This window comes from Streptomyces sp. NPDC058663, from assembly GCF_042716745.1.
Lineage (GTDB): Bacteria > Actinomycetota > Actinomycetes > Streptomycetales > Streptomycetaceae > Streptomyces.
In genome coordinates, this window is the sequence record NZ_JBHXRV010000039.1 from 72,136 (window position 1) to 84,908 (window position 12,773).

Here is a 12,773-nt window from a genome sequence, read left to right on the forward strand (position 1 = left end):
TTACCGTCGGGTCATGACGGACACGGTGAGAACGGCACGGCCCGCGGGGCTGGCGATGTTCATCGAGTGGGCGGGGCAGCGCCACGGCGCGCTGCCGGCGCTGCGGGCGAAGGGGGCCGAACCGGTCTCGTACGCCGAACTCCGGGACGTGGTACGGGACATGGGGCGGGGCCTGATGGCCGCCGGGGTCGCTCCCGGCGACCGGGTGGCGATCCTCGGCGAGACCGCTCCCGCATGGACGTACGCGCACTTCGCGGTGCTGTCGGTGGGGGCGGTGGCGGTGCCCGTCTACCCGACGGCGGGGGAGGAGGAAATGGCGTGGGTGCTGGGGGACTCGGGGGCGGGGGTGGTGCTGTGCGAGAACGCCGAGCAGGCGGCCCGGGTGTGCGGGAACGCCGGGCAGGCGGGCCCACTGGGGGAGAGCGGGGGGCGGGTGGGCCCGCCGTACGGGAGTGCCGGGCAGGCGGGCCCGCCGCGGGAGAGCGGAGGGCAGCGGGGGCATGAGAGCGACGGGCAGCCGGGCCTGTCCCCCGAGACCGCCGGACAGGCGGGCAGGGGACTCGCGCCGCGGGCGTTCCTGCTGGGTGAGCTCGGGCGGCTGCCGCGGGACGGGGTCACCGTCGCGGACTTCCTGGAGCGGGCGGCCTCCGTCGGGTGCGACGACCTCGCCGAGATCGTCTACACGTCGGGGACCACGGGCCCACCCAAGGGCTGCCGTCTCACCCACGGCAACTTCTCCGCCGTCCTGGACGGCGGAGAGGAGCTGATCGAGGGCGGGCCGGGCGACCGGACGTACCTCTACCTCCCGCTGGCCCACGTCCTCGCCCAGCTCATCCAGTTCAACACCTTCGTGTTCGGCGGCGAGCTGTGCTACTTCGGCGGGCGCATCGAGGACGTGATCGGGGAGCTGGCCGAGATCAGGCCGACCCACCTGCCGTCCGTGCCGCGCCTCTTCGAGAAGGTGCACGCCGTCGTGCAGTCGCTCGCCGAGTCCCAGGAGGGCGGCGCGGAGCGGTTCCAGGAGGCGGTCAGGATCGGGGTACTCGCCGCGGAAGGCCGGCTTCCGCAGGAGTCGCGGGAGGCGTACGAGGCCGCCGACAAGGCGCTCTACAGCCTGGTCCGCGGCGCCTTCGGCGGCCGGCTCCGCTGGGCACTCACCGGAGCCGCCCCGATCGCCCCGCAGACCCTCGACTTCCTGCGGGCCTGCTCGGTCCCGGTGTACGAGGGGTACGGGATGACGGAGTCGGGCGGCGCCATCTCGCTGAACCGGCCCGGCGCCGTCCGCTACGGCACCGTCGGCCGCCCCTACCCCGGCTGCGAGGTACGGATCAGCGAGGAGGGGGAGGTGCTGGCACGCGGCCCGATGGTCTTCCCCGGCTACTACGGCAACGGGAGCGCGGCGAAGGAGGGCACCCGGGAGGCGCTCGACGCGGAGGGGTGGCTGCACACCGGAGACCTGGGACGCCTCGACGAGGACGGCTACCTCAGCATCACCGGCCGCAAGAAGGACCTGATCATCACCTCCGCGGGCAAGAACCTCACCCCGGCCCTCACCGAGCAGGCGATCCAGCAGTCCCGGTACGTCTCGCACGCGGTGATGGTCGGCGACCACAGGCCCCACCCGGTCGCGCTGGTCACCCTGGACGCACAGGAGATCGCGGCCTGGGCGGAGCGGGAGGGACACGACCTGGGGAAGCGGCCGGGGCAGCACCCTGCCGTCCGGGAACTGGTCGCAGAAGCCGTCGAGGCGGCCAACGCACGCGCCTCGCGGCCCGCCCGCATCCGGGCCTTCGCGGTCCTGGACGAGGACTTCACCATCGGGAGCGGGGCCCTGACCCCGACCCTGAAGGTGCGGCGGCGGGCGGTACTGGAGCGGTACGCGGCGGAGATCGAGGAGCTGTACGCGGCCGGGCCCCGGTCCGGGAGCCACGAGCCGCCCAGCCGCTGAGCCGCCCAGCCGCTGCGGAGCCCGTTCGGTAATCCGTACCGGGAAAGGCCGGCCCGTACCGGGAAAGGCAGGGGCCCTGTTTCCGCAGAACGGAAACAGGGCCCCTTGGGTACTGCTGGTGAACGACCGCGACCGGGTCGTCCCCGACTAGGCGGGGGTGACGTTCTCCGCCTGCGGGCCCTTCGGGCCCTGCGTGACGTCGAAGTTCACGACCTGGTTCTCCTCGAGGGAGCGGAAGCCAGATGCGTTGATCGCGGAGTAGTGGACGAAGACATCCGGGCCGCCGCCGTCCTGGGCGATGAAGCCGAAGCCCTTTTCAGCGTTGAACCACTTGACGGTTCCGGTAGCCATAAGCCCTCCCATGGGCCAAAGGGTTGCCCTGCTCCAGAACCTACAAGGAAGTCTGAAAACAAAAGCCTGCGGGTTACATGCTCCGCAGGCTCTGTACTGCAAGGGAAACCAAACTGCAACTTGCGGGCGAGCCTAGCACGCACCCTCGGCCAGGCGGTAGAGGGAAAGATCACTTCACCCGGATGTTTGATACGGGCGTGTCGGGTGACGAAGGACGGGTTGAGCCGCGCCCCGCCGCGAGCCTCGTACCGCCCTGTCCGCCACCTCGCGCGGCCCCCCGGAGGGGCCCTCCGGGTCCGGCGGGTCTAGCCTCGCGATGTGGACAATTCAACCGCTGGCGAGCTGACGCCGAACCGCACCCGGCCCCGCGTCGGCCACATCCAGTTCCTGAACTGCGTGCCCCTCTACTGGGGTCTCGCGCGGACCGGAACCCTGCTGGACTTCGAGCTGACCAAGGACACCCCCGAACGGCTCAGCGAACAGCTCGTCCGGGGCGAGCTCGACATCGCGCCCGTCACCCTGGTCGAGTTCCTGAAGAACGCCGACGACCTGGTCGCCTTCCCGGACCTCGCGGTCGGCTGCGACGGGCCTGTGATGTCCTGCGTGATCGTCTCCAAGGTGCCGCTGGAGGAGCTCGACAAGGCCCGGGTGGCCCTCGGGTCGACCTCGCGCACCTCGGTGCGCCTGGCGCAGCTGCTCCTCGCCGAGCAGTACGGGGTCGAGCCCGACTACTACACCTGCCCGCCCGATCTCGGGCTGATGATGCGGGAGGCGGACGCCGCCGTGCTGATCGGGGACGCCGCGCTGCGGGCCTCGCTGCACGACGCGCCCCGGCTGGGTCTCACCGTCCACGACCTGGGGCAGATGTGGAAGGAGTGGACCGGGCTGCCGTTCGTCTTCGCCGTCTGGGCGGCCCGCAAGGACTACCTGGCACGTGAGCCGCACCACGTGCACTCGGCGCACGAGGCGTTCCTGGCCTCCCGCGACCTGTCGCTGGCCGAGGTCGACCGGGTCGCCGAGCAGGCCGCGCGCTGGGAGGACTTCGACGCAGAGCTGCTGGAGAAGTACTTCACCACGCTGGACTTCCGCTTCGGGCCCGACCAGATCGAGGGCGTGCGCGAGTTCGCGCGCAGGACCGGGGCGACGACCGGCTATCCGCAGGACGTACGGGTCACGCTGCTCGACGAGCGGTAGGGGGCGACGGGAGCCGCCGCCCGGAGGGTGGTCGCCCCGGGGTCAGGGGGCGGCGACGGGGGCCCGCAGGTGCGAGCTGATCCAGCTCAGGCTGCCCGCCTCCATGCCCTTCACGTACGTCGCCGGGTTGTGGACGCCGTTCGGCACGACCTGCAGCCGTGTCTTGATCGGGCCCTTGCCGTACTCCAGCATGAACCGTTTGACCCGGGGGATCAGCGTCTCCTTGGAGCCCACCTGGAACGCCAGGTAGACCTCCGGGCTCTTCGGCCGCTTGAGCAGGTCGCCGGCCAGCTGGCGCGGATTGTTCGCCAGCTTCTGCAGCGGGTGGTTCTTCCACATCGGGGAATCCGGCACGATGTCGGGACCCGAGGAAATCGCCGCCTTGAAACGGTCCGGGTGCTTGAGCACGGACTTCAGTGCGACGAAGCCGCCGGACGACGATCCCATGAACGCCCAGCCGTCCCGCGAATTGAACGTACGGAAATTCGCCCTGACGAAGTCGGGAACGTCCTCCGTCATCCAGGTGCCCATCTTCGGCTGCCCGGGGATGTCGCTTCCGTCGTAGTACCGCTTTTCCGGATTCATTACCGGCATGACGACGAGGAAGGGCAGGCTGGTGCCTTCCTGGGACATACGGCTGACGGTGTCCAGAAAACGGTTGCTGGGCTTCGTCCAGTAATTGCTGTCGAATCCGTACGACCCGGGCAGCGCGATCAGCACGGGAAAGCCGCTGGCCGCGTACTTCGGGTCGAAGTACTGCTTCGGGGCCCACACCCACACCTTGCCGGTGACACCGGACTTCGATCCGGTCAGCGTCGTCTGGGCGATCTTGGTGCCGTCGTCCAGGGTGCGGAAGACCTCGAAGTCCGCGCGCGGGCCCATCGGCAGCCGGCTCACCCCGTCCCCCGCGACCGACGTGCGGTTGACCCCGCCCTGCTGAGCGGCACCGTCACGGCCGAAACCCGAGTTGAAGTCGAAGGCGTCACCCTCGTCCGAGCAGCCGACCAGGGACAGCGTCAGCGCGGAGCCGACCAGGGCGGCGGCTATCAGGCGCCGTTGCGGGCGGCGGTGCAAGCGGCTGGGCAGGCGCTTCATCGGGGGACTCCGGGCGGCTGGGATGCGGGCGGGCGGGAGTGGTCGGGCGGGGTGTGGGGGGTGTGGCGGTTGCGTAGAAGGAGATGCGGTCTCTGCCGCATCGGTTCGCCGGGTGTCCGACTTGTCCGGGTGATGCCGCACACGTCGGGCCTACTGTGGTGCCGGAACTTCCGGCGGGAGCGTCTGCCGGGGCCGACTGTTGGGATCGTTCACCGGGGGAGCGCACCACCATGCAGCCGTTGCAGCCGCTGGAAGCGGGCGAACCGCAGAATATCGGTGACTACCGACTGCTCGGACGGCTGGGGTCGGGCGGGATGGGCCGGGTGTACCTCGGCCGCAGTGCGGGGGGCCGGACCGTCGCGGTCAAGGTCGTGCACCCGCACTTCGCCCTGGACGAGGAGTTCAGGACCCGGTTCCGCCGCGAGGTGGAGGCCGCGCGGAAGGTCGGCGGGGCGTGGACCGCGCCCGTGCTGGACGCGGATCCGGACGCCCCGGTGCCGTGGGTGGCGACGGGGTACGTGGCGGGCCCCTCGCTGACGCAGGCCCTCGCCGCGCACGGCCCGCTGCCCGCTTCCTCCGTACGGGTGCTGGGGGCGGGCCTCGCCGAGGCGCTGACGGCGGTGCACGCGCTGGGCCTCGTACACCGGGACGTGAAGCCGTCCAACGTGCTGCTGACGCTGGACGGGCCCCGGCTGATCGACTTCGGCATCGCCCGCGCCACGGACGGCACGGCCTCGCTCACCTCCACCGGCGTGTCGATCGGCTCGCCCGGCTACATGTCCCCCGAGCAGATCCTCGGCAAGGGCGTCGGACCGGCCGCCGACGTCTTCTCGCTGGGCGCGGTGCTGTCGTACGCGGCGACCGGCGCGGCCCCCTTCCCCGGTGACTCGGCGGCCTCGCTGCTCTACAAGGTGGTGCACGAGGAGCCCGAACTGGAGGGTCTGGAGGGTGACCTGTTGGACCTGGTCACCGCATGCCTGGCCAAGCGGGCGGCGGACCGGCCCACGCCTGCGGAGCTCGCGGCACGGCTGGCCCCGGGCGGGGCCGCGGCCCAAGTGGCGGCCGGCTGGCTGCCGGGGGCACTGGTGACGGAGGCGGGGCGGGGGGCCGTACGGCTGCTGGACCTGGATCTGGAGGTGCGGGGCGGGGCCGGGCCCGGGGGTGCGCCCGCGGTGGTGGCGCGTTCGGGGCCGGTGCCGTTCACCCACGGGGTGGAGGGGGCCGGTGCGGGCTGGGCCGCCGCTGGGGAATTCGGTTCGGCACCGGTGGGGTACGGAGGCGTGGGCGGGAACGGTGGCACCGGGAGCGTGGGCGGGAAAGGTGGCGCCGGGAGCGCAGGCGGTGCGGGTGGTTCCGTGCCGCCGGTGCCTGCCGCGCCGCCCGGTGCCGGTCCGTCCGGCAGGCCCGGTATATCGGTGTCCGTCGCCACCGAGACGGCCCGCCCCGTGGGCCCCGACGGGCGGGGCAGGCGCCGGAGCTGCACCCTGGTGCTGGCCGTCGCCGGAGTGCTCGCCGTGGGCACGATCGGTGCGAGCTTCCTGACGGACCTGTGGGGCAGGGGCAGCGACAGCTCGAAGGACTCGGGCCCGGCCGGGCAGCCCCCGGCCGCGACCGGCCCGGCCGACCCCCGCCCCTCACCGCCCCCGTCGGCCTCGCAGCCCGGCGCGCCCGTCGCCTCCGTACCGGAGGCCTTCCTCGGGCGCTGGAGCGGCAACCTCACCGAGGCCACCACCAACATGCCGCACGGCAGCATCACCGTGACGATCACCAAGGGCGGCAAGGGGCAGGACGTCGTCAAGACGGACTACGACGCGTACGGCGCCAAGTGCTACGGCATCAGCAAGCTGGTCTCCGCCACGGCGAACGAGCTCCGGCTCGTCGACCGGACGGATCCGGAGCGGCCGTCGACTCCGCTGATCTGCTCGGGCGGCTCCAGCGAGCTGTTCCTCACGCGGAACCCGGACGGGACGCTGCAGTACAGATCCCCTTCGGAGAAGCAGGGCAAGCCGTACGGCACCCTGACGAAACGCTAGGCGAGCGGGCCGGGTTGCTCGGCTCCGGCGGGGCCGCCCCTACCCCCAGCCCCCTCGGGCGGCGGGGCCGCCCAACCCCCCCCACCCCCGTCACGTCGGGCGGCGGGGCCGCCCCCCCCGGGGGCGGGACGGGCGGGCAAGGGGGCGGCCCCCCGGCGGAGCCGAACCCTTGGTCCCCCCACCCCGGCGGAGCTGCGCACACCGGTCCTGCCCTACCCAAGCGGGCCGGGGAGCACGGCGGGCAACGGCCCCGCCGCCCGACGGAGCACGGCAGCGCGTAGGGTGGATTGGTCTCGATGTATGCAGTGCACCCCCTTGGGAAGGAACCACCCGGTGACCGAGAAGGCCGACCTTCAGTCTGTCCTTGACCGTGCCGCCGAGGGTGGCCGCATCACCCCCGAGGAAGCCCTCGACCTGTACCGCGACGCCCCCCTGCACGCACTGGGCCAGGCCGCCGACGCCGTACGCCGCCGCCGGTACGCAGGTACCGAGGACATCGCGACGTACATCATCGAGCGCAACATCAACTACACGAACTCCTGCGTCACCGCGTGCAAGTTCTGCGCCTTCTACGCCGCGCCGAAGAGCCCCGACGTGTGGACCCGCGACCTCGACGACATCCTGCGCCGCTGCGCGGAGACCGTGGAGCTCGGCGGCACCCAGATCATGTTCCAGGGCGGCCACCACCCCGACTACGGCGTCGAGTACTACGAAGAGCACTTCGCGGCGATCAAGAAGGCGTACCCGCAGCTGGTCATCCACTCCCTCGGCGCCTCCGAGGTCGAGCACATGGCCCGCATCTCCAAGGTCAGCACCAAGGAAGCGATCCAGCGGATCCACGCCGCCGGTCTCGACTCCTTCGCGGGCGCCGGCGCCGAGCTGCTCCCCGCCCGCCCCCGCAAGGCCATCGCACCGCTGAAGGAGTCCGGCGAGCGCTGGCTGGAGATCATGGAGGAGGCACACGGCCTCGGCGTCGAGTCGACGTCCACCATGCTCATGGGTACGGGCGAGACGAACGCCGAGCGCATCGAGCACCTGCGCATGATCCGCGACGTACAGGACCGGACGGGCGGCTTCCGCGCGTTCATCCCGTACACCTACCAGCCGCAGAACAACGCGCTGAAGGGCCGTACGCAGGCCACCCTCTTCGAGTACCTGCGCATGATCGCCATCGCGCGCCTCTTCTTCGACAACGTCGCGCACATCCAGGGCTCCTGGCTGACCACCGGCAAGGAGGTCGGCCAGCTCTCCCTGCACTACGGCGCCGACGACCTCGGCTCGATCATGCTGGAGGAGAACGTCGTCTCCTCCGCCGGAGCCAAGCACCGCTCCAACCGGACCGAGATCATCGACCTGATCCGCAAGGCGGGACGCGTCCCGGCCCAGCGCGCGACGACGTACGAGCACCTTCTCGTGCACACGGACCCGGCCAACGACCCGGTCGACGACCACGTCGTCTCGCACCTCTCCTCCACGGCGATCGAGGGCGGCACGGCCCACCCCGAGCTGAAGCTCCTCGCCTCCAACTGACCCCCACATGCTGACGATTCACCGGGTGCAGGGCATCCGGGAAGCCGACGGAGCAACCGGGGACGCGGTCGTCGTGGACGGCGACCGCATCTCCGCCGTCGGCCCGTACGAGGAACTGGCCGCGCAGGCGGGCCCCGGCGCGCGTACCAGGGAGTGGGACGGCCATCTCACCCCCGGCCGCTTCGAGCCGGACGCGGTCGCCCTCCTCCAGGCCCACTACTGGCCCGACCCCCGCGAGGCCGGCGAGCTGGGCACCGAGCCGCTGTCCGGGCGCGCCCTGCACGACCTGGGCATGACCGACACCCGCTGGGGCGCGAGTGCCCGGCGGGGCGTTCAGCGGCTGCTCGCCCTCGGAACGACGGCCGTGGCGGGGCCGTTCACCCACCCGGCGGTACGGACCGCCGTGGACCGCTCCCCGGTCCGCGTCCTGCCCGCGCCGCGCCCGAACCCCCTCACGCCTTCCTCGCCCGCCGACTTCGCGGTCTTCGCGGCGCCGGGCGGGGAGTGCCTGGTGACGGTGGTCGGCGGCCGGATGGTGTTCCGGCGGGCCTGACACCGCGCCGGGGCCGGCCCGCCGCGCGCCCCGGACGCAGGGCCGACCGCGTGCCGTGCGGCCGGGCCGGGCGCACGCGGGGACGCCCCCACCCGGCACAATGGGCACGTGACCCGAGCATCCCTGGACAAGCAGCCGCACGAAGTCGCCTCGATGTTCGACGGAGTGGCGGCGAACTACGACCTGACCAACACGGTCCTCTCCCTGGGCCAGGACCGCGCCTGGCGCAAGGAAGTGGCCAAGGCGGTGGACGCCGGGCCCGGCAAGCGGGTTCTCGACCTCGCCGCGGGCACCGCGACCTCCTCCCTGCCCTTCGCCGCCACCGGGGCGTACGTCGTGCCCTGCGACTTCTCCGTCGGGATGCTCCGCGAAGGCAAGCGGAAGCACCCGTACCTGCCGCTCACCGCCGGTGACGCGACCAAACTGCCCTTCCAGGACAAGTCCTTCGACGTCGTCACCATCTCCTTCGGGCTGCGCAACGTCGTCGACACGGACGCCGCGCTGCGCGAGATGTTCCGGGTGACGAAGAAGGGCGGCCGGGTGGTGATCTGCGAGTTCTCCGACCCCACCTGGGCGCCGTTCAGGACCGTCTACAACGAGTACCTGATGCGCGCGCTGCCGCCGGTCGCCAAGGCCGTGTCGTCCAACCCCGACGCGTACGTCTACCTCGCCGAGTCCATCCGCGCCTGGCCCGACCAGCGCGGACTCGCCACGAAGCTCCAGGGTGCCGGCTGGTCGAAGGTCGCCTGGCGCAACCTGTCCGGCGGCATCGTGGCACTGCACCGGGGCGTACGGGTCTGATGGGCGCGCCGGGAGCCGGGGAGCCGGTGGCCGCCGGGCGGGAGCCGGCACACGCGTCCGCACCCGCGGCCGGGTACGCTCCCGCACCCGCGTCCGCACCCCCGGCCGGGCCCGGCGACTTCGACTTCCAGGGCATCCTGCGGCAGATCGAGGAGGACGTCCGCCCGCAGCGCGGGGCGGGCCAGGTCGCCGCCTACATCCCGGCGCTGTCCTGCGTGGACCCCTCCCGCTTCGGCATGGCCGTCGCCGATCTCGACGGCAAGGTGTACGGGGTGGGGGACTGGCAGCAGCCCTTCTCCACCCAGTCCATCACCAAGGTCTTCGCACTCGCGCTCGCCCTCGCCCAGGGCGGCGACGACCTGTGGGCGCGGGTCGGCCGGGAGCCGTCCGGCAACCCGTTCAACTCCCTCGTCCAGCTGGAGTACGAGAACGGCATACCGCGCAATCCGTTCATCAACGCGGGCGCGCTGGTCGTGACGGACCGGCTGCAGACCCTGACCGGCGACGCGAGCAGCGAACTGCTCGAATTCCTCCGCCAGGAGAGCGGCAATCCGGACATCACCTTCGACCCCGAGGTCGCCACCTCGGAGTCCGACAACGGTGACCGCAACGCCGCGCTGGCCTACTTCATGGCCAGTTACGGCAACATCACCACGGCCATCCCCGCACTCCTCGACCACTACTTCTGGCAGTGCTCGATCGAGATGAACTGCGGGGACCTGGCCCTGGCCACCCGCTTCCTGGCCCGGCACGGCCTGCGCGCCGACGGCACCAGGCTGCTGCCGCGCCGGCTCGCCAAGCAGATCAACGCGGTGATGCTGACCTGCGGCACGTACGACGCGGCGGGCGAGTTCGCCTACCGGGTCGGGCTGCCTGGCAAGAGCGGGGTCGGCGGCGGGATCGTCGCGGTGGTGCCGGGGGTGTGCACGGTGAGCGTGTGGAGCCCGGGGCTGGACCCGCAGGGGAACTCGGTGGCGGGCATCGCGGCACTGGACCGGTTCACGACGCTGACGGGGCTCTCGGTCTTCTGAGGACGGGCCTCCCGCGTACGGCAAAGGCCCGCGGAGGCCGCAGGGGCCCGGGGGGCGGCACACCGCACGTGCGTACCGCCCGCAAGGGCCCCGGGGGTGGCACACCGCACGTGCGCGCCCCCAGGGCCCCTGTTGCATCCTTCCGGCGGAGAGCTCAGAGCGTGAGCCGGTAGCAGTACCCCTTGCGCTCCGGCACGGACCCCGGCACCACGAAGGTCTCCGTGAGCCGCATGCCCAGCCGCTCGGTCACCGCGACGGACCGCACGTTGCGCGCGTCCACCATCGCGGCGACCTCCCGGACGCCCGCGGCCCGCACCCGCTCCACGGTGGCCCGCGCGGCGGCGGTGGCGTAACCGCGGCCCCAGTGCGCGCGCCCGAGCCGCCAGCCGATCTCGATCTCGCCGACCGGGCCGAAGTGCTGGTGCGGCCACGGCTGCGCGCCGGTGAAGCCGAGCACCGTGCCGTGCTCGTCGAGCAGCGTCCACAGACAGAAGCCCAGCTCGGCGTCGTGCTTGCGCTGTCTGGCGGTCAGTTCCTCGTACACCGACACACCGGCCGGCTTCCCGCCGTGGAACTCCATGACCTCGCGGTCCTTGAACACGTCGTACCAGGCGTACGCGTCCTCCTCGGTCGGTACGCGCAGCCGCACCACCGGCGGCACGGACGACACCTCCGGAGGCGGCGCGGAGGACAAGGGGGGCGTGAGGGTCATGAGGGCAGCCCTTCGGGTGAGTGAGGAGTACGCCCCCATAGACTGCCCTTCGACCTGTGCCGTCAAGGCACTTAATCGCCTTCGAGTCCTACGGGAGACCCCGCCGTGACCGAGCAGCCCGTGACCGCGCCCCCCTCCGAGCACAGCGCGGACGTGATCGTCGTCGGCGCCGGACCCGCTGGTTCCGCCACCGCGTACTACCTGGCGAAGGCCGGACTCGACGTACTCCTGCTCGAAAAGACGGCGTTTCCGCGCGAAAAGGTGTGCGGTGACGGTCTCACCCCGCGCGCCACCAAGCAGCTCGTGTCGATGGGCATCGACATCTCCGAGGAGGCGGGCTGGCTGCGCAACAAGGGTCTGCGGATCATCGGCGGCGGCCAGCGGCTCCAGCTGGACTGGCCCGAGCTCGCCTCGTTCCCCGACTACGGACTGGTCCGCAAGCGGGACGACTTCGACGAGCAGCTGGCCCGGCAGGCGCAGAAGGCGGGCGCCCGGCTGTACGAACGCTGCAACGTCGGCGCCCCGGTCCTGGACCCCCGCACCGGCCGCATCACCGGCGTCGAGGCCAAGCTGGGCGAGGAGAAGCTGCCCGTCACCTTCCACGCCCCCCTGGTGGTCGCCGCCGACGGCAACTCCACCCGGCTCTCCCTCGCGATGGGCCTGCACCGCCGCGAGGACCGCCCGATGGGCGTCGCCGTACGGACGTACTTCACCTCGCCCCGCCACGACGACGACTACCTGGAGTCCTGGCTGGAGCTGTGGGACCGGCGCGGCCCGCAGGACCGGCTGCTGCCCGGCTACGGCTGGATCTTCGGCATGGGCGACGGCACGTCCAACGTGGGCCTGGGCATCCTCAACTCCTCCAAGGCGTTCAAGGAGCTGGACTGGCGCGAGGTGCTGAAGGCCTGGTGCGCGTCGATGCCCGAGGAGTGGGGCTACACGCCACAGAACATGACGACGCCGATCCGCGGCGCCGCCCTCCCGATGGCCTTCAACCGCCAGCCGCACTACACCAAGGGCCTGTTGCTGGTCGGCGACGCGGGCGGTCTGGTCAACCCGTTCAACGGCGAGGGCATCGCCTACGCGATGGAGTCCGGCCAGATCGCCTCCGAGGTCATCGTGCAGGCGCACGCAAGGGCGACCCCCGCCCAGCGCGAAATGGCCCTGGCCCGCTACCCGCAGGTCCTCAAGGACACCTACGGCGGCTACTACACGATGGGCCGCGCGTTCGTGAAGCTCATCGGCAACCCCAAGATCATGAAGCTGGCGACGGAGCGCGGTCTCACGCACCCGGTCCTGATGCGCTTCACCCTCAAGATGCTGGCCAACCTGACCGACCCGACGGGCGGCGACGCGATGGACCGCATCATCAACGGCCTGGCGAAGGTGGCACCGAACTCCTAGGGGAGGGGAAGGGCGGCGCAGGCCCGCGGGCCTGCGCCGCCCCCGTGGACCCGAAACCGGGCCGCCCCTGCACCGCGGGGTGGGCGTTGGGGGGGTCGGGACCGTGGGGCGGCGCGAGCGT

11 protein-coding genes are annotated in these 12,773 nt (G+C 71.9%); 8 read left to right on the forward strand and 3 right to left on the reverse strand.

The features are described 5' to 3' along the window. Positions 1–13: 13 nt before the first annotated feature. On the forward strand, positions 14–1,948 hold the full coding sequence (locus ACFWVV_RS26595; protein WP_384350712.1) for an AMP-dependent synthetase/ligase: 1,935 nt from the start codon (positions 14–16) through the stop codon (positions 1,946–1,948). Positions 1,949–2,095: 147 nt separating this feature from the next. Here the strand turns inward: ACFWVV_RS26595 and ACFWVV_RS26600 are convergent, their stop codons facing one another. Then, entirely contained in the window at positions 2,096–2,299 is a 204-nt protein-coding gene (locus ACFWVV_RS26600; protein ID WP_003967102.1) for a cold-shock protein, read from the reverse strand. 318 nt (positions 2,300–2,617) lie between these two features. Between ACFWVV_RS26600 and ACFWVV_RS26605 the strand changes: the two genes are divergently transcribed. Next, a complete protein-coding gene (locus ACFWVV_RS26605; RefSeq protein WP_384350715.1) occupies positions 2,618–3,493 on the forward strand; it encodes a menaquinone biosynthetic enzyme MqnA/MqnD family protein in 876 nt (291 codons plus the stop codon). A 42-nt stretch (positions 3,494–3,535) separates the two neighbouring features. Here ACFWVV_RS26605 and ACFWVV_RS26610 read toward each other — a convergent pair whose 3' ends face one another. Then, the gene (locus tag ACFWVV_RS26610) at positions 3,536–4,588 is read right to left on the reverse strand and encodes an alpha/beta hydrolase (RefSeq protein ID WP_384350718.1); all 1,053 of its coding nucleotides are present in this window, start codon (positions 4,586–4,588) and stop codon (positions 3,536–3,538) included. 239 nt (positions 4,589–4,827) lie between these two features. Here ACFWVV_RS26610 and ACFWVV_RS26615 point away from each other — a divergent pair, with 239 nt between their 5' ends. The 5 genes from ACFWVV_RS26615 to ACFWVV_RS26635 all read left to right on the forward strand — a co-directional run bounded on the left by ACFWVV_RS26615 (position 4,828) and on the right by ACFWVV_RS26635 (position 10,536). Then, positions 4,828–6,621 carry a serine/threonine-protein kinase gene (locus ACFWVV_RS26615; RefSeq protein ID WP_384350859.1) on the forward strand — a complete coding sequence of 598 codons (1,794 nt, stop codon included), beginning with the start codon at positions 4,828–4,830 and terminating at the stop codon, positions 6,619–6,621. 333 nt (positions 6,622–6,954) lie between these two features. Further along, positions 6,955–8,151 carry a cyclic dehypoxanthinyl futalosine synthase gene (mqnC, locus tag ACFWVV_RS26620; RefSeq protein ID WP_384350721.1) on the forward strand — a complete coding sequence of 399 codons (1,197 nt, stop codon included), beginning with the start codon at positions 6,955–6,957 and terminating at the stop codon, positions 8,149–8,151. Positions 8,152–8,158: 7 nt separating this feature from the next. Beyond that, positions 8,159–8,704, forward strand: a complete 546-nt coding sequence (locus ACFWVV_RS26625) for a hypothetical protein (protein WP_384350724.1) — start codon at positions 8,159–8,161, stop codon at positions 8,702–8,704. Between the two features lie 108 nt (positions 8,705–8,812). Then, positions 8,813–9,505 (forward strand): demethylmenaquinone methyltransferase, encoded by a 693-nt coding sequence (locus ACFWVV_RS26630; protein WP_384350727.1) that lies wholly within the window; start codon positions 8,813–8,815, stop codon positions 9,503–9,505. After that, entirely contained in the window at positions 9,505–10,536 is a 1,032-nt protein-coding gene (locus ACFWVV_RS26635; RefSeq protein ID WP_384350730.1) for a glutaminase, read from the forward strand. The genes ACFWVV_RS26630 and ACFWVV_RS26635 overlap by 1 nt, the downstream gene beginning before the upstream one ends. Before the next feature lie 154 nt (positions 10,537–10,690). Here ACFWVV_RS26635 and ACFWVV_RS26640 read toward each other — a convergent pair whose 3' ends face one another. Further along, entirely contained in the window at positions 10,691–11,248 is a 558-nt protein-coding gene (locus ACFWVV_RS26640; RefSeq protein WP_384350733.1) for a GNAT family N-acetyltransferase, read from the reverse strand. Between the two features lie 120 nt (positions 11,249–11,368). On the opposite strand from ACFWVV_RS26640, the gene ACFWVV_RS26645 reads away from it, so the two are divergent. After that, on the forward strand, positions 11,369–12,652 hold the full coding sequence (locus tag ACFWVV_RS26645) for a geranylgeranyl reductase family protein (protein ID WP_384350862.1): 1,284 nt from the start codon (positions 11,369–11,371) through the stop codon (positions 12,650–12,652). The last annotated feature ends 121 nt before the right edge of the window (positions 12,653–12,773 follow it).